Origin of the sequence: Paenibacillus sp. p3-SID1389, from assembly GCF_025151705.1 — a bacterium.
Lineage (GTDB): Bacteria > Bacillota > Bacilli > Paenibacillales > Paenibacillaceae > Fontibacillus > Fontibacillus phoenicis.
Window position 1 is genome coordinate 25106 of the sequence record NZ_JALXVO010000032.1, and the last position, 25117, is coordinate 50222.

The window sequence follows — 25117 nt, forward strand, 5'->3', positions numbered from 1 at the left end:
CTTCATCATCTTACCCAATCAGTTGAGCAGTCCATATGGTATTATTGCCTGAGTTAATCGGTACCCGCGTAGGAGTGCAGCCCCGCTATGATCAGATTTACCCCAACCAGTGTAAACATCACGACGAGAAATCCCAGAACAGCCAGCCACGAAGACTTGAGCCCCTGGAAGCCACGCGACAAGCGCAAATGGAGGTAAGCACTGTAAAATAGCCAGGTAATCAGCGCCCATACTTCCTTCGGATCCCAACCCCAGAATCTGCCCCAAGCCTGCTGCGCCCAGATCATGGCAAATACGAGCGCTCCCAGCGTAAAGATGGGAAATCCGATCGCAATCGCCCGGTAACTGATCTCATCCAAATCATCTGGGTCGATTCCCCGCAGTGCGGGCGATAACGCTGTGCCGAGCGGCTTGCGCAAAATTAACCGGAGCAGCAAATAAAGTACGGTACCAGTTAGTATTGCCCAAATTATTGTATTCAGTTTGCGGCCGGCCGTTTCCCCTCTCATCCAGGAAGGAGCATCAAACAAAGGCTTCTTCATGCCGAGGAACGGCTGAATGTGCTCCGGCTCGCTTTGATGCGGACCAACGATCGGTGGCAGATTATAAATTTCTTTATCTTCTATTGTACTATCCTGCTCCACTTGGGTGTCAATCGTTGTCTGATTTTGTACGAAGACAGCTTCATATCCGGCTGCCCGGAAGGCAAAGACGGATACAATGAAGCCCAATACTATAATAATAGAAAAAAGCGTAAATTCAACCCACCATTTTTGACGGCGGCCTGCCTTATCGGTCGCTTTAAAATCCACGGCCCTTAGCAGGTACATTAACCCCGCTACAAAACCAACGGCAAAGAACGCCTCGCCGGTAGCCGCCAGCGTTACGTGGATATAAAGCCAAATGGAACGCAGCGATGGAATCAGCGGCTGAACGTCCTGCGGGAATACAGCAGCGTAAGCCATAATGATAATCGCCAGCGGGAGTGCAAACATCCCAAGCAATATTTTGCGATAAATGATAAAGACAATGGTGAAGGCCACCATAATCATCATGGACAAGAACGTCATGAATTCGTACATATTGCTGACGGGTACATGTCCGCTATACGCCCAGCGGGTACCGCAATAGACAAGATGCGACAGCAACCCGAGCGAGGAAACGGCAAATGAAATGCGTCCCCAATTCTTCTCATGGTGCTTCGGGTCGCGGTTGCGCCACGTCTTGCCTGTTACGGCCACTACATAAAAAATAAAAGCCGCACAATAAAGCAAAAAGGCCGTCATAAATGCGACTCTGCTGATTTCCAAAAAGTTCATGGATGTTTCCCCCTATTTTCCAATGACTTCTCATCCGCTTCTACACCCATCGATTGGAGGAATGCGGAAACTTCGCGGCGCATGCCAAACCAATTCTTGGTCGTATGTCCGCCCAGCGTCAGCTGTCGGCCATCGACACGCAGCCATATGCGGCGATGCTGCCAGTAAAACCCTAAGACCAGTCCAAGCATCACGATCCCAAGACCCAGCCAAACGAACGGCATCGCCCGGTCAACCCGGATGTTCAAATAACTGGACGCTTCGATAAAGTCGACGTCTTCCATCCCAAGGACATCCAGCCGCAGCTTCGATTGTACGCCCCCAAGCTGCTCGTTAATCGCATCCTGCTGGAACCGCTCCTTGTCAACCTGTTTAGGAAAATAAATGTACTGTGCGCCTTCCTCCGGAAGATCCGGTCCTTTGATCAAAAATAAAAAGGCAGGCGCGTTAGGCTCGCCGGAAATGGATACCGGCTTTCCCTCGTCATTCAGGGAAAAATCCATATATTTATTTTGCAGCGTTAACCGGTAAGGGCCAACTTCATACTCACGCTGGGGATTTCTCATGTCCAATTTGAATTTACCGTAGGATTTCCCGGTTTTAACATCCACTAAGGCTGGCTGCACCGATCTTAGCTTCGGCGTGAGATCAAAGTCGAACTGATACGCTTGAAGTCCTTTGTAACTGAGCGGATCGTTAACCCGAATGGCATGACGCTTGACTTCGCGAAGCTGCGGCTCCTTCGAAGGATCGTCGCAATCCGCCGTGCATTCATACAGTACGGCTTGGGTCTCAAACAGCTTCGGCACAACCTTGCCTCTGGCTTTAAATTCCTCGGACATTTCGTCCTCGCTGTAATATTCAACCGTAAACTTCTCATTTTTCAAATAAAGGTTCGTTTCGGGAATATGCGTGATTTCGCCTTCAGGGAACCAGTAATGTTTGTCCAGATGCAGACCCGGCAAACCGCGGAACAAGACCGCCAGGAGAAAAACGATCAGTCCGATATGAATAATGTAAGGGCCCCAGCGGCTAAACCGCTGTTTCTCTGCCAGCAAGGCGCTGCCGTCTGTATAAACCCGGTAATGCTTCTTTCGCAACGGTTGGACGGCTCGCTGAACCCATTCCGCGCCATCTTCGTTGATTTCCCCTTGATAAACGATTTTCTGCCGGGTGAGAAATTCCAGGTGTTTGCGCACTTTTTGCTTTGAAAGCGCTTTGTAAAGCGGAAGCACGCGATCCAGACTGCAGATCACGAGCGAAGCTCCGATCATCACCAGCAGCAGTATAAACCACCAGGACTCATACGTATGGGACAAGCCCAGCCGGTAATAAATTTCGCCGATCGTTCCGTACTTGTTCTTGTAATAGGTAGAAGGATCGAAATTAATAAAGTTGCTTTCCTGTTCAAATATCGTGCCTAACATCGCACCAATCAGTGTGATGATGATCAGATAAATCGCTACCTTGACGGAGGAGAAGAAGTTCCAAATCCGGTCAATGAAATTGGGATTGGTCCGCTGCGACCGCCGGGCGACCCCGTCGTAACGCATCTCCAGCAGCCCGCCTTGCTGATCCTCCTCAAGCAGCGGTTTGCCGCAGGCTTCGCACAATACGGTTCCCACTCGGTTTTGGTGGCCGCATTCGCATTTTGTGTTTTCGATCACCGATTATGTCCTCCTCTCGCCGTCAAAGCCCCACCAGCTGCTTGATTTGGTCATCCAACGTATCCAAATTCAGCTCGCCTTGATGAATGGAGGTAATTTTGCCGTTCTTGCCGATAAAGAACGTCGTTGGCATCGGCACGATGCCGTAATCGCGCGTTGTCGTATTGTCGGAATCAAATAAAATGGGAAAATCCACGCCCGTCTGCTTGACGAAATTTTGTACGGTCATCTCGTCTTCGCCCGTGTTGATGCCCAGGACGACGACGCCTTGATCGCGCCATTTTTCCCATTGGGCTTGTAATGCGGGCATTTCTTTCACGCAATAAGTGCACCAGGTAGCCCAGAAGTTCAAGACCACCGATTTGCCCTTATAGTCGTCTAACGTATGTACCTGTCCATCCAAACCGAGCAGTTTAAACGCCGGCGGATTCCCGCCTTGTTTAGGTTTATCGGCCTCGCCGCCGGACACTGCGGTCCCGATCGCATATCCGCCTAGGATGACGATCAACAGCAAGATGACGATTTGGATCGGCCGTCTCGCCTTCCCCATAGTTAACTTCCTTTCTATGAAAAATATCATGAAGTGTTGAACAAATCGTGAACACTCTATGAACATTATATCGGAATTCGCCGCAGTTTCAGCCCGGGGAAATATGAATATTATGTGACGCGCTAGAAATGAGGTGAAAATGCGATGAAAGGGCGGTAAGGTGAAAAGATTCGTATGATCCTGCTATCGCTTATAGGCCTTGATGTTGTTTGAACGACAGGTTAGCTACGACTGGGGCAACCGGGCAAAATGTTCTTACGATCGCTGTTGCTCGCGGAATTCTTAATCATAACAAGTTCAAGGTAGAATTCCGCTCACAAAGGCGAACGCTCCGCTTCTCCAGAATCATTTTATCCTTTTGCCATTCTCCGTATTTTTGTTCAATCTACAAGGCAAGACCTTGACGCTTCGCTGTTCAGAATCGTTCCACCCTGTTGCCTTTCGCCTCCAGTTCACCGCATTTCTAGCGCTTTGGAGTGGGGGGAGTAGTGGTGCGGGCGAGTTTGTAGAGGCTGTCGACTTCTTCTTTGGTCAAATGGCGGTACAGGCCGCGTTTGAGGTTACCCAGAACCAAATCACCAAAGGAGATGCGCTTGAGCCGTGTCACCGGGTGCGAAATCGCATCAAACATGCGGCGCACCTGACGGTTTCGGCCCTCATGAATTGTGATCGAGATGGTTGCGTATTTCTCCTCCGGATCGATGTCATAGTACTCGACCTCGGCTGGAGCCGTCATACCATCCTCCAACATCACACCTTGCTTCAGCTTGTCCAGCGCCGTACCGTGCGGCACCCCTTTGACCGTTGCGAGATACGTCTTCGGTACATGATGCTTCGGATGCGTCAGCAGATGCGCAAATTCGCCGTCATTGGTCAGCAGCAGTAAACCTTCCGTATCATAGTCGAGCCGGCCTACTGGATACACCCGCTCCTTGATTCCTTTTAAGTAGTCGGTGACGATTTTCCGGCCTTGGGGATCGGAAGCGCTTGTGATGACGCCTTTTGGTTTGTTGAACATCAGGTACAGCTTCTTCTCCGCGCCGATCGGCTTGCCGTCGACGGTAATGACGTCCACAGACGGATCAGCTTTCGTGCCCAGCGTCGTGACGGTCTCACCGTTGACTTGAACCTTGCCGCTTAGAATCAATTCCTCGCATTTACGGCGCGATGCCACACCGGCAGCGGCCAATATTTTCTGTAATCTTTCCATATTTGCATTAGTCACCTCATACACATGATACCCACCTCATGGAAAAATCACAATAGCGGCCCCAATAAACCGCAAAAACCGCCTCATCAGCGAAGGGCTGCGGGCGGTTCACAAACCTAAACGATATGTAGATATTAACCGAATAAGAGCAAGCAAACGACAATCGCTGCGATAAAGCCAACTACATCCGAAAATAACCCCACCTTTAGGGCATAACGTCCGTTCCGGATCCCCACGGCACCGAAATACACCGTTAAGACGTAAAGCGTCGTGTCGGTACTTCCTTGGATGGTGGAAGCAATCCGGCCGATCATCGAATCCGGACCATAGGTTTTGATCAGGTCCGTTGTAAATGCAAGCGAGCCCGTCCCGGTCAAAGGCCGGAGAAACCCAAGCGGCAACACTTCCGGTGGAACATGAAGCCTGGATAGAAAGGGGGTCATCCACCCGACAAAGAAATCGAGCGCCCCGGAAGCGCGGAATACGCTGATCGCCACCATCATGCCAACCAGATGCGGGATAATCCCGATGGCGGTCGAGAACCCGTCCTTAGCCCCGTCGACAAACGATTCGTAGACCGGTACTTTTTTGAAATAAGCATATAGCGGAATAAAGGCAATCATCACCGGTACGGCCCAAGCAGAAATAAGGTTCACCCAATCGAGCAAAGTGCCTCACCCTTTCAGCGAGATATCGGGTGGCGCCGAGACCTGCGGCGGAGTACGATAAGTGTTCCGTCTGCGATACCAGCGATCGGCAACGATGGCCGCCCCTGTGGCGATGGCCGTCGCAAGCAGCGTCGACCCCACAATTTCTGCCGGATTCGCAGAATGGAAGTTGATGCGGATCGCGATCAGCGTGGTTGGAATCAGCGTAATGCTGGCGGTGTTCAGTGCCAGCAGGGTACACATGGCCGGAGACGCCGTCTGTTTGTCCGGATTCAGCTCTTGCAGTGCCTGCATGGCGCGGATCCCCATCGGCGTAGCTGCATTCCCAAGCCCAAGCAAATTCGCGCTCATATTCGATAAAATATACCCCATGGCCGGATGGTTCTTCGGCACGTCGGGGAACAAATAAGCAACAATCGGCCCGAGCAGCTTGGAGATCGTCTTCACCAAGCCCGAATCTTCCGCCAGCCGCATGATCCCAAGCCAAAACACCAATACGCTGATCAAACCAAAGCATACGGTTACTCCGGTCGCGGCCCCGTCAAACGCCGCTTGCGTCACCGTGCCGATATCCCCTTTGATGGCTGCAAAGAGAAACCCGATCAAAATGAGCGCAAGCCATATTTTGTTGACCATTCTTCCTTCCCCTCCTTGGCCCAGTCCTGCCTATCTCCCTTAATTACACTCAAACGTCAAACAGCAAGGTTTGCAACACCTTCTTTAACGCCCCGGACCAATCGGAAGGTAATTGAATTACCTTATGGTCCGAGGCAAAACCAAAGGCTCCGCCGACATTCGGCTCGCTTCCCCTCTCCATGAGGGACGGGTTGTAGCTGACCTTATCGTAAACCGGCACCGTGCCGATTTCTTCTCCCTTTAATCGAACGCTGATTCTTCCGCGATAACCAAACGAGCCTGTGTGCGCCTCTACTAGCTTCAGCCTTCTCTCAATCTGACCGACTTCCTCCGGTGCCAACGCATATTTGAATTCCGCCCCGGTAACCAGGCTGTTTTCAATCTCTTGCCCTTTGCCGATCAACGTCGTCAGCGGAAAGTTAGCAAAACCGTAGTCCAACAGCTTGCGGTGATCATTCCAATCATCCCCGTCGTTTAATGTAACAACGGCGATTTGTTGTCCTTTTCGGGTCGCGGAGCTCACCAAACAGCGTCTGGCCGTCTTGGTATAGCCGGTTTTGACGCCGTCCGCCCCATCATAGAAGCGCAGCATCTTGTTCTTGTTCAGCCATTTATAATCCCACGGATCATTGGGATTTGGCGCGGTTTTGCTGGGCGTTCGGACGATCTCCTTAAAATGCGGATTTTTCAAAGCATAGCTTGTCAGCTTGGCCAAATCGTTGGCTGAAGAATAGTGCCCTTCGGCATCTAAACCATGCGGATTTTGAAAATGGGTATGCGTCAGTCCGAGCAGCTTGGCCTTTTCATTCATTAAATAAACGAAGCCTTCTTCCGAGCCGCCCACATGTTCAGCAATCGCTGTCGCGGCATCGTTGCCCGAACGGAGCATCAGCCCGTAGAGCATATTTTCCAGACTCATCTCTTCCCCTAAATGGAGATATAGGGATGAGCCTTCCTTCCCGTACGCGTTCTTCCCAACCGTGACCGTATCCGACAGCTTGCCGTGCTCGATAGCCACGATGGCGGTCATGATCTTGGTCAAGCTGGCGATCGGCAGCTCGTCATCTCCTTGCAAGCTGTACAGCAGGCGGCCCGAAGTCACGTCAATGACCGCAGCGGCCTGAGCATGGATCGATGGCGCAGCGGGAGCAGCTTGTACGGCCTGCGGATTCACCCAAGCGAGCAGCAGAACCGCGGCCAATAAGCGGCAAAGTGTGCGAAATCTGCGGTCATGTGAGTCTTTCTTCATAAGTGGATTCCTCCGGTAACAGGTACTGTAGCGGGTACTTGTTTACTTATATGCAATTTTCCAAGAGAGTATGTCCCACCTGAAATCAAGAAAAAGACCCCTCCCGGCAGCCCGGAAAGGATCAACGGTCAAAAAGCGGTTATGCAAAAGGATTGATGCCGGCTTGGACGGCCGATTCCTGCATCTGAGTGGCTTGTGCTGTTGCCATCGAGGCATTCGCAGATGCATGTTGGTTCGGGAACATGGACTGGATTCTGTCGATGACGCCAGGCAACGTATCGATGATTTTTTCGACAAGATGCGTTTGGTTATCCAGCGGTACAATGTGTACCCCCGGCTTCCCAACGACGAGGAACGCGATCGGATTAATCGATACCCCGCCGCCGCTACCGCCGCCAAACGGACGGGCTTTGCCGTGCTCGGACGAGCTTGTGGCCGATTTATTGTGTTCGTCATCGACAATAAAATCGCTCCCCCCGGCAGCAAAACCGAAGCCCACGCGGCTGATCGGCAAAATCACGCTGCCGTCCGGCGTTTCGACCGGCTCACCCACGATCGTGTTGACATCAACCATTTCCTTGATGTTTTCCATGGCGGTTTGCATTAGTCCTTGAATAGGATGGTCAGCCATTTTTTAACTCCTCCCTTCACTTTTAGCACGCGAACTATAAGTACCAGTCCAGCATAGATAGCATAACCGCAGCGAATTTGCGCTATGCAGCGGAATTCCGTGGAAAATAACGGCTTGCTGCCGAATACAGGAACCACAAATAATTTAGGTCTTTGCTTCAAAGTAATATAGCGGGTAAGCCAGCCGACAAGCGTCGCTTTAACTCCCCATATTGCCCCCGTTAATGTAGCGGTATGGGCCGCATCCTCTAATGCGATGTTCGTTGACCATTCCAGCTTGCGGAAGGAAACGCGGCGAAGTGTGGATTGAAGCCAGACCCGCAGCCTGCTGGTCGCCTGAAGCAACCGTTCGAATTGATCCATCCAAAGCTCGATCTTGTCCTTGTTCACCTCATGGTTGACGCTGGTGGATTCCTTTTGCAGCACGTTCTCTGGCTGATTTTTCTCGATCTGCACACCGTCACGCCAATTTTTGATCCGGATCGTAGGTACCTGGTAACGTAAGCGAACAAAGCCATAGAGCATCGTGACTTCCAACAACACCGTGTCATCCCGATTTTTCTTGCGCAGGGTCATATTGAACGTAATGGTAGACAGCAAAATCAAGGCAGCTATTAGCAGCAGCAGGATCAGGATGCCTCCGAGCCAAATCCACACGGGAAAGCCCTCCATACCTATCAGATAAAATACTCCATCGTAGTATGGCTATCCCAAAAGAAAATCATTCGATACGTTTCACGATTTAAGCAAAGTGTTCGATAACAAACTTAATGCGTTTTGGGGCCGAATAACAAACGATCCCTTCTCAATTTGAGCGGGATCGTCGGTTCGTTCTGCCTGCGGTTTCTTTGCGGATGTCCTCATAAATTCCCTGGTTCCATATCATCGGGATTTTCCCCCGGTGACTCCTCCTCCTTTGCAACAAAATCCTGATTTACATCATCAAACGTCAGCTGTTGTTCCTCTAAGCGCTGGAACAGGAGCTGCGTCTCCTCCTCCAGCTCCTCGGCACTTTCGAAATCGGCCAAGTCCGGCAAATCCTTTAGGCTGGCCAGTCCAAAATAGTCCAGAAACGCTTTGGTGGTCCCGTACAAAATTGGACGCCCGATCGCTTCAGCGCGGCCCACTTCTTCAATTAAATCCTTGTTGACCAGGGAATGAATCGCCCGCTCGGATTTCACCCCCCGGATTTCCTCAATCTCTACCCGAGTAATCGGTTGACGATAAGCGATAATCGATAACGTTTCAAGCGCAGCCTGGGATAAGGTCGAACGCGAAGGCGAATAAGCCAGCCGTTCGAAATAAGGGGCATGCTCCGGAAGCGTCGCCAACTGGTAGTTGCCGGCGATTTGCACGATTTGCAGTCCTCTGCCGGCTCGCTCGAAGGACGATTTCATATCCAGCAAGGCATCGGACACCACCTCTTGCCGCTGCTCCGTCACTTCAGCCAGCTGTTTGAGGCTTAAGCCTTCCTCACCTGCCAAGAAGAGCAACCCCTCAATAATCGATTTCAATTCCTGAAAATTCATCGATACTTCCTTCCCCTCTCCACTCCATAACAATATCGTCGAAAAGCCGGTTCTGATAGCAGACGATTTGCTTCATCTTCATCAGTTCCAACACGGCCAAAAACGTGACGACGATTTCGTGCCGACTCATCTCCGTATGCAGCAGCTTGGAAAAGAGCAACCTGCCGCCTTTCCCCACATGCTCGAACGCGGACACGACTTCCTTCAGCCGGTCCTTAACGGAAATTTCGTCGCGGTGAATCCGCGCCACCGTGTTGCGCTTGGCTGCCCGACGCATCGCCTTCTGGAAGACGGCAATCAAATCAGCAGCATGCAGCCCTTTCACAGGGTTCTCCTGCACCTCCGGCATAAACGGCGTCAGATCCTCCGGTTCTTTCGAGAAAATCAAGCTGCGCTCCCATTCGCGTTCATGCAAATGCGCAGCGATCCCTTTATATTTACGGTATTCGATCAGCTTGCGGATGAGCTCGTCCCGAGGATCCTCTTCCTCCTCAAACAAGTAATCGAAATCATCGTCCATTTCGATGACGGGTGGTTTCGGCAGCAGCTGCTTACTCTTGATCGACAGCAGCGTCGCAGCCATGACCAGAAACTCGCTGGTGACCTCCAGCTCAAGCTCCTGCATGTCTTGCAAATATTCGAGGTACTGATCGGTAATCTCACTGATGGAGATTTGATGGATATCAATCTCGGCTTTATCGATCAGGTGCAATAGCAAATCCAGCGGCCCCTCGAAGGTTTCCAGCTTATACGTTACTGTCGTCAATGAACATCCTCCACCCGTAAGCAAACATGTATGTACATAAGTTTACCTTAAAAATCGGTTGTTGCAAAAGAAAAATGTAGTACCCCTACGGCTCAGGGGTACTACATTAAGATAAGCATTATTGCAGCTGTTTCGTCAAGTTCGCCATTTCGATAGCTGCCAGTGCGGCATCCCAGCCTTTATTTCCGGCTTTCGTTCCGGCACGTTCGATCGCCTGCTCGATATTTTCGGTCGTTACGACGCCAAAGATCGTAGGCACGCCGGTTTTAAGGCCAACGGCAGCAACGCCTTTGGAAACCTCGTTGCAGACATAATCATAATGAGTGGTGGAACCGCGGATGACCGTACCCAGTGTAATGACTGCATCGTATTTGCCGCTCTCCGCCAGCTTCTGTGCCGCAAACGGGATTTCAAATGCCCCCGGTACCCAGGCGACATAAATTTCTTCCTCTTTGGCTCCATGCCGTTTCAATGCATCCAAGGCGCCGGAAAGCAGCTTGCTTGTAATAAATTCATTAAAGCGGCTGACCACGATCGCATATTTTAACCCGTCCGATACTAAATGCCCTTCAAATACGTTTGCCATGATTCATCAAACCTTTCTATTAGTAGAGTTAGATCATTGCTAAGAGGGAGTTTGCTTCGCCTTTAAACGCGAGTGGAGGATTCATCCTGCTCCACATCGTCAAATTTGAGCAAATGCCCTAATTTCGCTTGTTTGGTATGCAAGTACTTGGTGTTATCCTCGTTCTCTTTCATTTGGATAGGTACCCGTTCGACAACCTCCAGGCCATAGCCCTCCAAGCCTTTGATTTTACGTGGATTGTTGGTCATCAAGCGAATTTTGCGGACACCCAGATCCTTGAGAATCTGCGCCCCAATTCCGTAATCGCGCAGGTCTGCCGGAAATCCAAGCTTCAGGTTGGCGTCCACCGTATCAAAGCCTTGTTCCTGCAGTTTGTAGGCTTTCAGCTTGTTAATCAAGCCGATGCCGCGCCCCTCCTGTCGCATATATAGCAGCACGCCTCTGCCAGCTTCCTCAATCTGGCGCAAAGCGGCTTCAAACTGCGGACCGCAATCGCAGCGGTGAGAGTGGAACACGTCCCCGGTCAAGCACTCAGAGTGCACCCGCACCAACACCGGCTCATCGCCGTTGATTTCTCCTTTGACAAGCGCAACGTGTTCTTTATTATCCACATCATTTGTATAAGCGACAGCGCGGAACTCGCCGTAATCGGTTGGCATGCGCACTTCCACTTCGCGATTCACCAATTTCTCTTTCTCATTGCGGTAATGGATCAGGTCTTTGACGCTGATCAGCTTGAGATCATAAGTTTTGGCGATCTCCACCAAATCCGGCAGCCGGGCCATCGTCCCGTCTTCCTTAATAACCTCGCAAATGACGCCAGCAGGATAGGCCCCGCACATCCGGGCCAGATCAACCGCGGCTTCCGTATGTCCAGCGCGGCGCAGCACGCCGCCTTTCTTGGCGATCAGCGGGAACATATGGCCTGGGCGGCGGAAGTCCGATGGCTTGGCGTTGGGATCCATGATCGCCTTCACCGTCAACGAACGCTCATATGCCGAGATTCCCGTCGTTGTATCTTTATGGTCAATGGAGACGGTAAAGGCCGTCCCATGATTATCCGTATTTTGCGCCACCATCGGCTGCAAATCCAACTCTTCTGCCCGTTCCGCCGTAATCGGCAGGCAGACCAGACCGCGGCCTTGGGTGATCATGAAGTTGATCACTTCGGGCGTTGCCTTTTCAGCCAGTGCCACGAAATCTCCTTCATTCTCCCGGTCTTCGTCGTCGACGACGATAATGACCTTCCCCCGCATCAGTTCGTAAATCGCTTCTTCGACCCGGTCTAATACAATGTCACTCATCACTTTCCCCTCCTTAAAGTAAATGTTGATCGTCTGATGTAACAGAACTCTGAGACGTTATTCCTCAACACATTGGGCGATTTGCACTGCTAACGGAACTAGGAGGTCTTATTTAGCGCAGAGCTCTCCGTTCCGTTAAAATCAAATTTAAACGAACCCGTTCGCAGCCAGAAACGGGAGGTTGATTCCCGACTCGCCGCCGCTCGCTTCTTCCGTATCCTGACCGCCTCTGCCGTACTTGAGGAGATGATCCACGTATTTTCCAAGCACATCGCATTCCAGATTCACCGTATCTCCCGCCCGCTTGAAGGCGAGCACCGTCTCGGCTAACGTATGCGGGATGATGGATACCGTAAACGTCCCGCCTTCCGCTTCGACCACCGTTAAGCTGATCCCGTCTACAGCGATGGAGCCTTTAGGAATAATGTATTTGAATAAGGAAGGCTTACTTGGACGAATTTCAAACACGACCGCATTCTGATCCTGGCTCGTTCCAACAATGGTGCCGACTCCGTCGACATGTCCCTGTACGATATGTCCGCCGAACCGTCCATTCGCCGCCATGGCCCGCTCCAGATTCACACGGCTGCCTGGTTTCAAATCCTTTAGATTCGTGTTGCGGAACGTCTGCGGCATCACGTCTACCGTAAAGGAGGAAGCGTCAAACGAGGTGGCTGTCAAGCAGACTCCGTTCACCGAAATGCTGTCACCTAGCTTGATGCCTTCCGTCACAACCTTCGCCGAAATGTTCAGAATCATCGCTTCCCCTTTGCGGCTGATCGATTTCATCGTGCCGATTTCTTCCACAAGTCCTGTAAACATTAGTGATCTCCCTCCTTCACCTGCGCCCAGACCGGTACTCCCCGGATGCACACATTATCCCCGATTTGTTCGACTTCCATGTCGCGCAAGGTCACCGCATCCCGCATTAGATCATACCCGGCAAAGCTAAAGCTCGAGGGCGCTTCAGCTCCTCCGATCAGCTTGGGAGCAAGGAAAAGCACGATCTCATCCACCAGCTGCTGCTCCAATAGCGAACCGTTTAGACGTCCGCCTCCTTCTACGAGTACAGAAGAAATCCCTCGCTGTCCGAGTTGAACGAGCGCGTTCCGTAGATCAACCTGCGGACCGCTGCCGCAGCGGAGAACTTCCGCCCCAAGGTGGATGAGGCGTGCTGCCTTGTCTGGATCAGCCTGTTCCGTCGTCACAATCCATGTGGGAGCTTGCCCATCCCGAAGGACTTGTGCCGTCTCTGGAATGCGGAGCGTCGAATCCGCGATGATGCGAATGGGCGACAATCCCGGAACGGATAACCGGGTAGTCAGCTGCGGATCATCCGCGAGGATCGTCGAGGCGCCTACCATAATGGCCTGATGGCGATGCCGCATCGTATGGACGATTTCTCTTGCTCCCTCGTTGGAGATCCACTTGCTGTCCCCCGTCCGACTCGCCAGCTTCCCATCCAGCGTGCTGGCGGATTTGATCGTCACATACGGCATGCCGGTCGTGATGAACTTAATAAAGCGACGATTCAGCTTCAAAGCCCGTTCACGCAGCACACCAACTTCCACCTCAATCCCGGCGGCGCGAAGCAGCTCAATGCCTTTGCCGGCGACCAGCGGATTTGGATCTTCGCAGGCAACTACGACGCGCTGCACCTTCTCGTGAATCAAGCGCTCTGCGCAAGGCGGCGTTAACCCGTGATGGCTGCAGGGCTCCAAGGTGACATAAACGGTGCTGCCTTCTGCCTGGGAACCGGCCATGTTCAGGGCATGCACCTCGGCATGCGGAGTTCCCCGCTTCAAGTGCGTACCCAGCCCAACCAATGCCCCGTCCTTCACGACAACGGCACCAACGACCGGATTGGTCCCGGTTTGTCCCTGCGCGCGCTCCGCCATGTCCAGCGCTAGAGCCATGTAATATTCGTCGTCAATCACCTTCATCCGCGGTCCTCCTTACACCAATCCGTGAAGCGAAGAATACAAAAACAACCCTGCCGCAATCCGGCAGGGTTGAAATGAGAGTGGTTTTACGCATATCAAAAAGAGCACCTTCGTCTCCTCCCTGTCGCCACGACACGATCTGAGATCGTACAAGACGACAATGGACCAAAACGAAAGCTTGGCAACGTCAAGACTCTTCACCATCGTATATATGTGAAAAATAGAACTTGATCGTTTGAAGCTCTTTAGGTATGAACACCTTCGCAAATAAAATAACGTACGTGCTCTCGCGTTTTCCTTCTCCCATCCAGACTATACTGTCGGTCCCGGAATCTCACCGGCTCAGCCGCATGCTTACGTAAGCGCTGCGGGTCACGGACTTGTGCTTCATCGAACGAGCGTCCAATGAGCCATCACCGTCGGTAGGGAATTTCACCCTGCCCCGAAGGATTGCCAAATATTAAATTTGCATGACTGCAAGACGAATGTTAGCACTAATTTTGCAAAAAATCAAGCACACCTGTCACAACGCCAGCGAACCTCCACCTAGCGGGTACTTGCAGATGTGCATAAAAACCGGCCTAAAGAGCTAACCTTAAGAACGATATCGTATGACAAATTCAATTCTCAGGAGGAATGAACGTGGCAAAACCGGATAATCGCTCCGACAATGTGGAAAAGCTGCAACGGAGCATCCAAAACACGATTAAGAATTTCCGTGAAGGACAAGATTACCTCAGCGAACATGCTGACGAAATCTCCCCTCAGGAGAAGAAGCAAATCGAGGAGAAGAACGAGAAACGACTGCACGCTATCGAAGGCTTACGCGAAGAGATCAAAGACGAAGCCGCTCACCAAAGAAAATCTTAATTCAATGAAAAGGGGCTCCGCCGCCAAGACCAACTTGGATTTGCGGGGCCCTCTTACTTACTGGCTGATTAAGCTTCGTCCCAAACGGTAACTTCCTTCATTTTATCCCCAGGACGAATTTGGTCCACGTATTCCATACCCGAAATCACTTTACCGAAAACGGTATGCACTCCGTTCAAATGCGGCTGCGGCTCATAGACGATAAAGAACTGGCTGCCGCCTGTATCCTTGCCGGCATGGGCCATCGACAATACCCCGCGCTCATGCTTGGTCACGTTGGTATCTGTTTCGCATTTGATCGTATAGCCCGGACCGCCCGTACCATTGCCGATCGGACAACCTCCTTGCGCGACAAAACCCGGAATCACGCGATGAAACGTAAGTCCGTTATAAAATCCGGAGTTGGCCAGCTTCTCAAAGTTCGCGACCGTTCCAGGAGCTTCCTCGGGCAGGAACTGAATTTCGACTTCTCCGCCTTTTTCCAAAACGATTTTACCTTTTTTCATATCAATGTACACACCCTTCTATATGAACGTCTGGGACAAACCTCTTACAGTTTACTAGAAAATCCGCGTACAAGCAAAACAAGGCCAAACAGGGAACGAATACACGCTCCCTCTTAGGCCTTGTTGCTTCAATCGCTCCTGCCTATTTCAGCGATGGCTGCTTCGCGATCCGTTCTGGAATCACGTCACATGCGACCAGATCCTGCAACGACTCGCGCTTCACGACAAGATCGCTGCGGCCGTCTTGCACGAACACGACCGCCGGACGACGGATCCGGTTGTAGTTGCTGGCCATCGCGTAGTTGTACGCACCGGTGCAGGATACGGCGAGCAGATCGCCGCTGTTCACCTTCGGCAGCTCTACGTCCCAAATCAACATATCGCCGCTTTCGCAGCATTTACCGGCAATCGACACGATCTCTTCATTGGCATCGTTGGCGCGGTTGGCCAGCATCGCCTCATATTTCGACCCGTACAGCGCCGGACGTGGGTTGTCCGTCATTCCGCCATCAACGGCCACGTATTTACGTACGCCAGGGATATCCTTGCTTGTACCTACCGTATACAGCGTCGTGCCAGCATCACCTACGATGCTCCGGCCCGGTTCAACCCAGATTTCCGGAAGCTGCGGATAATCAGCGAACTCCCGTTTCACTGCATCCGTAATCGCTCCAACATAATCGGACACCTTCAGCGGTGTGTCGCCTTCCGTATAACGAATGCCAAAGCCGCCGCCCAGGTTAACCACCTTGAAGATCACACCAAGCTGATCCTTCACCTGCATAGCAAAAGCCGCGACGCGCTCAACCGCCAACTGGAACCCTTCCACTTCAAAAATTTGCGAGCCGATATGCGAATGCACGCCAAGCAAATGCAGATTCAGGCTGCGGTTGGCCAAATCAACGGCTTCCAACGCCGAACCGTTGCCGATATCAAACCCGAACTTCGAGTCCGTCTGACCGGTTGAAATATATTCATGCGTATGGGCTTCCACCCCTGGTGTTACGCGCAGCAGGACATTGACCGTAACGCCTTTCTCGGCGGCAAGCGCCTGCAGCATGTGCAGCTCCGTAAAGTTGTCCGCTACGAAACAGCCAATCCCGGCGGAAATCGCCATTTCCAATTCATCTGGCGTCTTGTTGTTGCCATGAAAATGGATTCGCTGCGCAGGAAATCCCGCTTGAAGGGCCGTATACAATTCACCTTCGGAGACAACATCCAGGGACAAGCCCTCCTCCTCGGCCAGCCGGCACATCGCCATGACGCAGAATGCTTTGCTGGCATAGGCGACCTGGAAAGACAGCCCCGATGCCCGGAAAGCACCCATATATTCACGGCATCTTTGCCGCACAAGGGCTTCATCTACGATATACAGCGGCGTTCCGTAGGTTTGCTTCAGCTCGACCGTATCGCAGCCGCCGATTTCGAGATGGCCTTTTGCATTAATTTTGCTGGTACCGTGTAAATACATCTATGCAGTCCTCCACTTTCACAATTTTACACCAGTATAGCAAACAACCGGGAAACTGAAAAATGGATTTTTCGGAATATCATTTGTGTTATTTGTTAAACAAGCCTAAGCCTCACTTTTTGCCCGGCATTCGCGTGTTGTCGCGCGGTTTGTTGGAGGACGGTCTCTGCTTGGATGTCATGACCGGAACGCGGAATAATACCCCGGCCATCGCCTTTGCATTAAAAGGTATGAACGGCCACAAGTAAGACGAATTATTCGAGCGGCGCAGGGTCAGCAAAACGATAAATGTGGTGATCCCGACAATCAGCCCGCCGGCGCCGAAAATCGCCACGGCCACAAGCAAAGCGAGCCGCACGACGCGATTGGCCAGTCCCAACTCATAGCTCGGCGTTGCAAACATCCCGACGGCCGCTACCGCCATATAAAGGACAACCTCGTTGACGAACAGCCCCGTCTGGACGGCGATATCACCGATCAGGATCGCAGCGATCAAGCCCATCGCTGATGCCAGCGGCGTCGGCGTGTGCACAGCCGCCATCCGCATCAGATCGACGCCGAACTCGACTAACAGGAATTGGGCGATGAGAGGGATTTTGCCCTGCTCCTGAGGCCCGATAAAGGCAAGCCCCGCCGGCTTGAACTCCGGATGAACGACGATCAGCAGCCAAATCGGCAGCAGGAAGAGCGAGGCGAAAATCCCAAAGAAGCGGACCCAACGCAGGTAAGTCCCCATGAATGGGGTCTGCCGGTTCTCCTCCGCATGCTGGCATAGATCAAAAAAGGTCGTCGGCAATATCATCACGCTGGGCGATGTATCCACAAACACGACAACCCGTCCTTCGAGCAAATGCGAAGCAACGACGTCCGGACGTTCCGAGTAGCGTACCAACGGATACGGATTCCATCCTCGGTGAATGATCGCTTCCTCCAACTGCTTATCCGCCAGAGGTATCCCGTCGATGTTAACGGCTTTGATTTTCTCACGGATCGAATCGACTTGGGTCTTATCCACGATATCATCGATGTAGGCGATACAGACATCGGTGCGGGTCCGACGGCCAACGCTGACCATCTCCAGCTTCAGTCCTGGGTCACGAAGCCGGCGGCGGACCAAGGTAATGTTGGTCACCAAGGTCTCCGTGAATCCGTCCCGCGAACCGCGGACGACGCGCTCCAGCGAAGGTTCCTCTGGGCTGCGCGTCGGGTACAACCGGGTATCCATGATCAGCGCGGTTTGCTCGCCTTCGATAAACAGCGTGCTCATGCCGGTTAACGTTTTATTGATGGCGTCGCTCAGCTTCTCCGTTTTTTCCACCTGAATATGAGGAATATAGAGCTCGAAGAAGGATCGAAGCGCTCCGGTCGTTAAATTTTCCGGCGTCAAATACGTCAGCCGTTTAATGATCTCCTGCATGACGTCGGTTCTCGCAAACCCATTGATGAAGAACAGGCAGGTGCGTTTGCCGCCGAAGGTCATGTCGCGGAACACAACGTCAAAGCTCTCTCCCGCTCCGATGACTTCCTTCAGCGTATGTTTCGTTGTCGTCAGACTGCGGCTGATCGCATCGCTTTGCTGCCAATAGATGACCGACTCCTCAACGTTATCGGACCGCTCCGCTTCGCGTTTCCGTCTGATCGCTTCCTCTTCCGGATAATTCTCCTGCAGAAAATTTTCTTCTTCCTCAGGCACGAAGTCCGGGATCGCCTGCGGCTGATCCATTCCGCCCTGCATCGTTTCCTGCGTATCCTGCTCCATCCACATCTACCTCCGTTTCTTCAAATCACGGTCTGTAAATAAACCACTCAAACAGGGAGCCCGCCATTTTGCCAAACACCATCGCGAGCAAGAAGCCAAACAGATATCGCTGCATATGCAGCCTCTTGGCTAATATGGGAAGTACGTTCAGCACCTCGGTCAAAGCCGCCGCCAGCATCCCCACGAATACGCCGTTAAACAAACCGACGATGCCGGTAATCAGCCATGGCCCGGCCACCTTCCAGTTCCAGAAGTCCGCTACCGTGCCAATCACCGCTCCGGCGATCATCGCCCCTTCATACCAATGCACCTTATCGTAGGAATTTGTCACCTGGGCCAGGCGCGGAATCATGTCGAGCACGATAAATAAGGCGATCACGCCTCCGCCAATAGCAATGCCGCCGGCCAGGCCAAGGAAGATCGCCAACCCCGCAGCAACAGGTGACATCAGCTTCGCTTCGCCGCTGAATCGGCGCGGTGCATTTTTTTGTACTCTTCAGCAACGACGTATTGGTTCAGGTTCTCCTGGTAGAGGAACATTTCAACTTCGAGCGGGGTGGGTTCCTCGTTCCATTTTTTCTTAAACAAATGATTAAAGAATACGATCATCCCAAAACCGATACCTACGGAATAGGCCCCTTGAAATAGATAAGGATGCTCGTCCTTCTCCCCCGTGATCATCTCCACGATCCGGACCTGAACCTCGGGCATGCTGACGTCGGCGTGAAAGTTCATGATGGTCAAGGCCGCTCCAAAGAAGAGCAGCAGCCATACTAAGGCAAACAGCAGCAGAGACGGCTTCTTCTCGGCTCTGACCATTTCCACGAGTACATGGGGCTCGCCAAGCAGCTCAATCCGCAGCCCGGGAAACTTCGTTTGGATCGCGGAAATGACCTGCAGCGTATCAATCACGATCAGATTCCCGTCACGTTGCTCCGGCCGGACCAACTCCAGCTCCAGCAGCTTGCCCTCCAGCTCCGGCTCTGCCAGCACTCGGGCTACGTCCCGCAGCCGGATCGGCACCCCGGCGGGAAGTCCGACCTGCTTGCGCAGACGCAAATAGACGATGGACGCGGACTCATTCTCCATGCTGACCACCCTTCCACTAGCGTATTGCCCATAGTATGCCAAGCGAGGGGGGGCTTTACTCTTACTCTTGCACGCAAAAAAAAGCATGGGACGATGCTTACGCATCCGCTCCCATGCTTGATTCGATTGAGCTCTTCTGGGATTACAGCGATGCTGCCGTATCCAGAGCCACTTCCATCATTTGCTTAAACGTCGTTTGCCGTTCCTCCGCCGACGTCTCCTCGCCAGTCAGCAGATGGTCGCTGACGGTCAGAATCGTCAACGCCTTCACGCCGTATTTGGCGGCCAGGGTATAGAGGGCGGTGGTTTCCATTTCGACTCCCAGCACGCCGTATTTCATCAGCAGCTGGGTCACACTCGTATCGTCGCGATAGAACATGTCCGAGCTGAAAATGTTGCCGACATGCAGCTTCAGCCCTTTTTCCACGCCGCGCTCATAAGCCGCCTTCAGCAACTCAAAGTTAGCGATCGGCGCAAAATCGTACCCGCTGAAGACATGGCGGTTCATGCTGGAATCGGTACAGGAAGCTTGAGCCAAAATAACGTCTCGTACGTGCACATGCGGCTGCATGCCGCCGCAAGTCCCCACACGGATCAGATTTTGGACACCGTACTCCTTCAACAGCTCATTCACATAGATCGAAATCGACGGGATGCCCATACCGGTACCCTGTACCGAAATCCGTTTCCCTTGATACGTTCCGGTAAAGCCAAGCATGCCGCGCACTTCGTTATAACAGATGACGTCGCTCAAATACGTCTCGGCGATAAATTTAGCCCGGAGCGGATCTCCAGGCAGCAGGATCGTTTCGGCGATTTCTCCCGGTTTCGCTGCGATATGTACACTCATGTTCTGGTATCTCCCTTGCTTCCAATTTTGGTATTGATATCAACGCTCTTTATTATATAGGATGCGACAACCATCGTACATGGATGCAATCACCGCAGAACCGTATTGATGCATTGATGCACCTGCCTCACGATGCACATTTTTTCGCCGCTTCCCTCTCCTTCCCCCTATAATAGGGTTGACTGGTTATTCTAGGATTGGGCGAAGTCGGGTAACTTAAGAACAAAGGAGGGAACCGCTTGAAACCTCATCTTAAAGATTATTTGGACCTGGGCGTATCCATGGTTAGAACCGGCGTGTTAGGTTACGGTGGCGGACCTTCCGTCATCCCCTTGATCCGGCACGATGCCGTCAAGCGTTATCAGTGGCTTGGCGATGAAGAGTTTGGCGAAATTCTCGCCATCGCCAACGCCTTGCCCGGCCCCATCGCAACGAAGATGGCCGCCTACCTGGGCTATAAGCGTAGAGGGGTTCTGGGAGCGTTCTATGCTGTGATCATGCACATCTTCCCCAGTGTCCTGGCGATGCTCCTGCTGCTCTCAGCTGTGAATCTTCTAGCTGGGTCTCGCGTCGTGAAAGGGATGATCGCGGCTGTCTCGCCTGTGATCGCCGTTATGCTCGGAGTCATGGCTTATGAATTTGCGAAAAAAGGAATCAAAGGGCTCGGCGTCATCTCCGGTATCCTGTTCATGCTCCTGGCCCTATTGCTGCTGGTGGTCTTGCAAGTTCATCCAGCGCTCGTGATTGTGTTGTTCCTTGGCTACGGTGCCGTACATTACCGAGCGATGGCGCGCTTCCGCAGCAAGCGTAAGCGACCGGACGGGGAAGGAGATGGCCCATGATCGATTGGCTGAACTTGCTGCTTGGCTTCCTGATCGCCAATTTGCTGGGCTATGGCGGAGGCCCCTCCTCCATTCCGTTAATGTACCAGGAGATCGTGCCCCACTATCATTGGCTGTCGGATGCGGAATTTTCCAATATGCTTGCCCTCGGCAACGCCTTACCAGGCCCCATCGCCACCAAAATCGCCGCCTACGTAGGCTTTGAGGTCGGCGGTTGGATCGGCCTTGGACTTGCGCTGCTGGGCACCGTGCTGCCCTCGGCGGCCGGCCTTATCCTGCTGCTCCGCCTGCTCGCCAAATACCGCCAGTCTAGCGTCGTCAAAGGGATGACCTTGCTGGTGCAGCCGGTGATCGCCATCATGATGGTCACCCTTACCTGGCGGATGGCCAAAGAGCCCTTAGACGATATCGGCATCTGGCAGACGCTGGCGATCGCTGCTATCGCGTTCTGGGCGATGGAGCGCCGCAAAATTCATCCTGCTACTGTCATCGTGGCCGCGTTCATTTATGGCGGATTGGTGCTCCAGCATTACGTGTAAGCGCGACCTGCATAAATGCAAAAGCCCCTCGGTTCAGCGTGCCGTTTAAGGCAAATGCTGCCCGAAGGGCTTGCCAATTCATTGCGCGATCTGGTCGCGAATGCTCTGCAATATTTTTTTCTCGAGCCTGGACACCTGAACCTGGGATATCCCAAGCCGGGTCGCCACCTCCGATTGGGTCTGGTCGCGATAGTACCTTAGGTACACGATTAGACGCTCCCGGTCGGTTAAGCCGTCGATCGCTTCATGCAGCGCCAGCTTATCAAACCAGCGCTCCTGGGTCTCATCAGCGATTTGATCCATCAGCGTAATCGGATCGCCGTCATTTTCAAATACGGTTTCGTGAATGGATGCCGGCGGTTTGTTCGCCTCCTGGGCAAACACGACATCCTCGGGAGTAACTCCCAGCTCATCGGCAACTTCCTTCACGGTTGGAAGCCGGCCTAGCAGCTTGGACAGTTCATCCTTCTTCTTGCGAACCTTGTTCGCCATCTCCTTCAACGAACGGCTGACCTTCAGCGTCCCGTCATCGCGCAGGAAACGCTGAATTTCCCCGATGATCATCGGCACCGCATACGTAGAAAACTTCACATCATAGCTGAGATCAAACTTGTCCACCGACTTCAACAGGCCGATACAGCCGATTTGAAACAAATCCTCGGGTTCGTATCCCCGATTCATAAACCGCTGCACGACGGACCAGACAAGTCGAATGTTGCAGTTCACCAGCCGGTCTCTGGCAGCGTTGTCCCCGGATTGACTCAGGGCGATCAACCGTTTCACTTCCGTGTCGTCCAAAAACTCTCTCGAGATTTGCTTCACTTCGGCATCCATAGCTCCAACCCCTAATTGTATAAAGCTTTCTTGGATACAATCCTCTTCTTCATCCGAATGCGCGTGCCCCCGCCAATCTCGCTGGTCACATCGAATTCATCCATGAAATTTTCCATGATCGTAAAGCCCATCCCCGAGCGCTCCAGTTCCGGCTTCGACGTATAAAGCGGCTGCTTCGCCAATTCCACATCCTCGATACCGCGGCCTTGATCCTCGATAATCAAAGTCACCGTATCGCCCTCAATAGAGGCGGAAATGGTGACGATCCCTTCCGGGTTCCCGTCATATCCGTGGATGATGGCGTTGGTGACCGCTTCCGAAACCACCGTCTTCAAGTCGGTGATCTCATCCATCGTGGGATCCAGCTGGGATACGAAGGCGGCGACGGTCACCCGGGCAAACGATTCGTTTTCGGACTTCGCGGCAAACTGAAGTTTCATGAAATTCCCGGCTTGATTCGCGTTGGTATTCACAGGGCCACCTCCAGTTCAGTCAGCGCCATATCCTCGTTTTCGAAGATGGACATAATCTTAAACAATCCCGACATTTCCAGCAGTCGATATACCGGCGGGTTGACGTCGCACACGACCATCTTCCCGCCCTTTTGCTTGATCAGCTTATATCTTCCGAGGATGACGCCGATGCCGGAGCTATCCATAAACTGCAGCTCTTTGAGGCTTAACACCAGATTGCGGCAGTTTCCGCGGGCAATTTCTTCATCCATCCGCATGCGGACGTTGTCCGCCGTATGATGATCCAATTCCCCGCTCAAGCGTACAATTAATGTCTCGCGGTGTCTTACCATTTCCACATGCAAATTCACGCCTGTTCACTCTCCTCCCTAGACATGAACACAACAATTCTACGACCTCAGGCCGGATTCCTGCCGCCTGACAAAACTAGAAGAAAAGCCCTATGAATCTACAAAAAACAAGTGTGCGGCGGTTCGCTTGAACAACGTCCACCAGCCCGCTTTATCAATGTCCGCAGGGGCGGTCAGCTCGAACTCAGTTAACGTGCGGCCATCCTGGTAGACGACCAGCTTGCCGATCGTTTGGCCGGCTTTAATAGGTGCCGCAAGCTTTTCCGGTGCGATCAGCTTTTGTGTGATACTGTCTTGCTTCACGCCTTTTTTGACCAACACGTTTAGCGGTTTGGCGGCGGTCAGCTCCAGCTGAGCGCTCATCCCCTTCTGCACCTTCACTTTGCCGATCGTTTCCCCCGCTTGATAAATCGGCAGCAGCGCGTATTGCGAGAAGGCGTAATCGAACATCGCCGAGACTTCGCTGTTCCGCGTTTTTGTATTCGGCTCGCCAAGCACTACGGCGATTAAGCGCAGCCCGTCACGTTTCGCGGTAGCGGCAAGGCAGAACTTCGCTTCCGAGGTATACCCGGTCTTCAGGCCGTCTGCCCCGCTGTAGAAGCGCACGAGTTTGTTCGTGTTCACGAGCCAGAACGGCTTCTCTGTTCCTTGGCGCAAATAATCCTGGTACGCGCCGGTATACTTCGTAATCTCCTCATGCTTCAGCAGCTCTCGGCTCATGATGGCGATATCGTAAGCAGAGCTATAATGGTCCGCCACCGGCAAGCCGTTACAGTTCGCAAAATGCGTATCTTTTAACCCGAGCTGCTGCGCCCGTTCGTTCATCATTTTGACGAACGCTTTTTCCGAGCCGGCGATTTTCTCGGCAAGCGCCACGGACGCATCGTTCCCGGACGCCATGGCCACGCCCTTCAGCAGCTCAGCCACGGTCATCGTTTCTCCCGGCTCCAGGAAGATCTGCGAGCCGCCCATAGATGCCGCATATTCGCTGGCAGTCACCTTATCGGTCAGCTTCAGCGTACCGTTATCGATCGCCTCCATCGTCAGCAGCATCGTCATAATCTTGGTAATGCTGGCGGGAGGCAGTTTCTCATGACTCTTCTTCTCGTAAATCACCGTGCCGGTATCGGCATCGATCAAGACGGCGGACAGCGCATTTTCCGCCAATGCGATTTCATCATCCCCGACGTGCGGTCCGCCATGTTCTGCGCTGGTGGTGGTCGGCCACACCGATACGGCCAATACGAACGCGGCAAACCAGGTCAACATCCGTCTTTTCAAGGTTTATCCTCCTTTAAGACATAAGTCTGGATTCTGCTAACCTAGTATCGGCATGAAAGAGGAATAATATTCCTGGCACCAAAAGAAAAAACGCCTTTCGGCGTTTGATTTCTTGGCGTTACATGCCACAACCCTTTGAATAAGGGAAGTTTTAGGCCTTATTTTGTTGATATGAGGCGTTGATTCGCAAATAGAG

General features: G+C 52.6%; 28 protein-coding genes and 1 riboswitch. Of the genes, 3 read left to right on the plus strand and 25 right to left on the minus strand.

Features of this window, described 5'->3' with window-relative positions:
• Window positions 1-53: 53 nt before the first annotated feature.
• The 15 genes from ccsA to ribD form a co-directional block, all read right to left on the minus strand.
• Window positions 54-1319 carry a cytochrome c biogenesis protein CcsA gene (gene ccsA, locus M3G15_RS13880; protein WP_260071257.1) on the minus strand — a complete coding sequence of 422 codons (1266 nt, stop codon included), beginning with the start codon at window positions 1317-1319 and terminating at the stop codon, window positions 54-56.
• Entirely contained in the window at window positions 1316-2986 is a 1671-nt protein-coding gene (resB, locus tag M3G15_RS13885) for a cytochrome c biogenesis protein ResB (protein ID WP_009225846.1), read from the minus strand. The genes ccsA and resB overlap by 4 nt, the downstream gene beginning before the upstream one ends.
• A gap of 22 nt (window positions 2987-3008) precedes the next feature.
• The gene (locus M3G15_RS13890) at window positions 3009-3536 is read right to left on the minus strand and encodes a peroxiredoxin family protein (protein WP_260071258.1); all 528 of its coding nucleotides are present in this window, start codon (window positions 3534-3536) and stop codon (window positions 3009-3011) included.
• 463 nt (window positions 3537-3999) lie between these two features.
• The gene (locus M3G15_RS13895) at window positions 4000-4746 is read right to left on the minus strand and encodes a pseudouridine synthase (RefSeq protein ID WP_260071259.1); all 747 of its coding nucleotides are present in this window, start codon (window positions 4744-4746) and stop codon (window positions 4000-4002) included.
• A gap of 134 nt (window positions 4747-4880) precedes the next feature.
• The gene (locus M3G15_RS13900) at window positions 4881-5414 is read right to left on the minus strand and encodes a spore maturation protein (protein ID WP_311202282.1); all 534 of its coding nucleotides are present in this window, start codon (window positions 5412-5414) and stop codon (window positions 4881-4883) included.
• Between the two features lie 6 nt (window positions 5415-5420).
• Window positions 5421-6050, minus strand: coding sequence for a nucleoside recognition domain-containing protein (locus M3G15_RS13905; protein WP_260071260.1), 630 nt, complete (start codon window positions 6048-6050; stop codon window positions 5421-5423).
• Between the two features lie 49 nt (window positions 6051-6099).
• Window positions 6100-7299: a D-alanyl-D-alanine carboxypeptidase family protein gene (locus M3G15_RS13910; protein WP_260071261.1), complete on the minus strand. Its 1200-nt coding sequence runs from the start codon at window positions 7297-7299 to the stop codon at window positions 6100-6102.
• 139 nt (window positions 7300-7438) lie between these two features.
• A complete protein-coding gene (gene ytfJ, locus M3G15_RS13915) occupies window positions 7439-7930 on the minus strand; it encodes a GerW family sporulation protein (RefSeq protein ID WP_260071262.1) in 492 nt (163 codons plus the stop codon).
• Window positions 7903-8586: a DUF2953 domain-containing protein gene (locus tag M3G15_RS13920; RefSeq protein WP_260071263.1), complete on the minus strand. Its 684-nt coding sequence runs from the start codon at window positions 8584-8586 to the stop codon at window positions 7903-7905. The genes ytfJ and M3G15_RS13920 overlap by 28 nt, the downstream gene beginning before the upstream one ends.
• 203 nt (window positions 8587-8789) lie before the next feature.
• On the minus strand, window positions 8790-9458 hold the full coding sequence (gene scpB / locus M3G15_RS13925) for an SMC-Scp complex subunit ScpB (RefSeq protein ID WP_009225838.1): 669 nt from the start codon (window positions 9456-9458) through the stop codon (window positions 8790-8792).
• Entirely contained in the window at window positions 9427-10224 is a 798-nt protein-coding gene (locus tag M3G15_RS13930; protein ID WP_016311754.1) for a segregation and condensation protein A, read from the minus strand. The genes scpB and M3G15_RS13930 overlap by 32 nt, the downstream gene beginning before the upstream one ends.
• A gap of 118 nt (window positions 10225-10342) precedes the next feature.
• Entirely contained in the window at window positions 10343-10810 is a 468-nt protein-coding gene (gene ribH / locus M3G15_RS13935; protein WP_009225836.1) for a 6,7-dimethyl-8-ribityllumazine synthase, read from the minus strand.
• Window positions 10811-10872: 62 nt separating this feature from the next.
• Window positions 10873-12114: a bifunctional 3,4-dihydroxy-2-butanone-4-phosphate synthase/GTP cyclohydrolase II gene (locus M3G15_RS13940; RefSeq protein ID WP_016311753.1), complete on the minus strand. Its 1242-nt coding sequence runs from the start codon at window positions 12112-12114 to the stop codon at window positions 10873-10875.
• 147 nt (window positions 12115-12261) lie between these two features.
• Window positions 12262-12936, minus strand: a complete 675-nt coding sequence (gene ribE, locus M3G15_RS13945; RefSeq protein WP_260071264.1) for a riboflavin synthase — start codon at window positions 12934-12936, stop codon at window positions 12262-12264.
• A complete protein-coding gene (ribD, locus tag M3G15_RS13950; protein WP_009225833.1) occupies window positions 12936-14057 on the minus strand; it encodes a bifunctional diaminohydroxyphosphoribosylaminopyrimidine deaminase/5-amino-6-(5-phosphoribosylamino)uracil reductase RibD in 1122 nt (373 codons plus the stop codon). The genes ribE and ribD overlap by 1 nt, the downstream gene beginning before the upstream one ends.
• Window positions 14058-14348: 291 nt before the next feature.
• Window positions 14349-14511, minus strand: a riboswitch (FMN riboswitch).
• Between the two features lie 188 nt (window positions 14512-14699).
• Here ribD and tlp point away from each other — a divergent pair.
• The gene (gene tlp, locus M3G15_RS13955) at window positions 14700-14927 is read left to right on the plus strand and encodes a small acid-soluble spore protein Tlp (RefSeq protein ID WP_009225832.1); all 228 of its coding nucleotides are present in this window, start codon (window positions 14700-14702) and stop codon (window positions 14925-14927) included.
• A gap of 68 nt (window positions 14928-14995) precedes the next feature.
• Here tlp and M3G15_RS13960 read toward each other — a convergent pair whose 3' ends face one another.
• The 6 genes from M3G15_RS13960 to deoD form a co-directional block, all read right to left on the minus strand.
• The gene (locus M3G15_RS13960; protein WP_009225831.1) at window positions 14996-15433 is read right to left on the minus strand and encodes a peptidylprolyl isomerase; all 438 of its coding nucleotides are present in this window, start codon (window positions 15431-15433) and stop codon (window positions 14996-14998) included.
• Between the two features lie 142 nt (window positions 15434-15575).
• Window positions 15576-16904 (minus strand): diaminopimelate decarboxylase, encoded by a 1329-nt coding sequence (lysA, locus tag M3G15_RS13965; protein ID WP_260071265.1) that lies wholly within the window; start codon window positions 16902-16904, stop codon window positions 15576-15578.
• 112 nt (window positions 16905-17016) lie between these two features.
• The gene (locus tag M3G15_RS13970) at window positions 17017-18639 is read right to left on the minus strand and encodes a spore germination protein (RefSeq protein WP_397376625.1); all 1623 of its coding nucleotides are present in this window, start codon (window positions 18637-18639) and stop codon (window positions 17017-17019) included.
• A 49-nt stretch (window positions 18640-18688) separates the two neighbouring features.
• Window positions 18689-19111 carry a stage V sporulation protein AB gene (locus M3G15_RS13975; RefSeq protein ID WP_260071267.1) on the minus strand — a complete coding sequence of 141 codons (423 nt, stop codon included), beginning with the start codon at window positions 19109-19111 and terminating at the stop codon, window positions 18689-18691.
• Complete coding sequence (locus M3G15_RS13980; RefSeq protein ID WP_260071268.1) at window positions 19111-19752, minus strand: stage V sporulation protein AA; 642 nt, start codon at window positions 19750-19752, stop codon at window positions 19111-19113. Before M3G15_RS13980 ends, M3G15_RS13975 begins: the two co-directional genes overlap by 1 nt.
• 142 nt (window positions 19753-19894) lie before the next feature.
• The gene (deoD, locus tag M3G15_RS13985) at window positions 19895-20602 is read right to left on the minus strand and encodes a purine-nucleoside phosphorylase (protein ID WP_260071269.1); all 708 of its coding nucleotides are present in this window, start codon (window positions 20600-20602) and stop codon (window positions 19895-19897) included.
• 239 nt (window positions 20603-20841) lie between these two features.
• Here deoD and chrB point away from each other — a divergent pair, with 239 nt between their 5' ends.
• Both chrB and chrA read left to right on the plus strand, forming a co-directional pair.
• Window positions 20842-21444 (plus strand): chromate efflux transporter ChrB, encoded by a 603-nt coding sequence (chrB, locus tag M3G15_RS13990; protein WP_009225825.1) that lies wholly within the window; start codon window positions 20842-20844, stop codon window positions 21442-21444.
• The gene (chrA, locus tag M3G15_RS13995; RefSeq protein ID WP_260071270.1) at window positions 21441-21983 is read left to right on the plus strand and encodes a chromate efflux transporter ChrA; all 543 of its coding nucleotides are present in this window, start codon (window positions 21441-21443) and stop codon (window positions 21981-21983) included. The genes chrB and chrA overlap by 4 nt, the downstream gene beginning before the upstream one ends.
• A gap of 78 nt (window positions 21984-22061) precedes the next feature.
• On the opposite strand, the gene sigF is transcribed toward chrA, so the two are convergent.
• The 4 genes from sigF to M3G15_RS14015 form a co-directional block, all read right to left on the minus strand.
• On the minus strand, window positions 22062-22817 hold the full coding sequence (gene sigF, locus M3G15_RS14000) for an RNA polymerase sporulation sigma factor SigF (RefSeq protein WP_016311742.1): 756 nt from the start codon (window positions 22815-22817) through the stop codon (window positions 22062-22064).
• An 11-nt stretch (window positions 22818-22828) separates the two neighbouring features.
• Window positions 22829-23257 (minus strand): anti-sigma F factor, encoded by a 429-nt coding sequence (gene spoIIAB, locus M3G15_RS14005; RefSeq protein ID WP_260071275.1) that lies wholly within the window; start codon window positions 23255-23257, stop codon window positions 22829-22831.
• 29 nt (window positions 23258-23286) lie between these two features.
• On the minus strand, window positions 23287-23640 hold the full coding sequence (gene spoIIAA, locus M3G15_RS14010; RefSeq protein WP_260071271.1) for an anti-sigma F factor antagonist: 354 nt from the start codon (window positions 23638-23640) through the stop codon (window positions 23287-23289).
• A 90-nt stretch (window positions 23641-23730) separates the two neighbouring features.
• Complete coding sequence (locus tag M3G15_RS14015) at window positions 23731-24921, minus strand: D-alanyl-D-alanine carboxypeptidase family protein (protein ID WP_260071272.1); 1191 nt, start codon at window positions 24919-24921, stop codon at window positions 23731-23733.
• Window positions 24922-25117 lie beyond the last annotated feature (196 nt).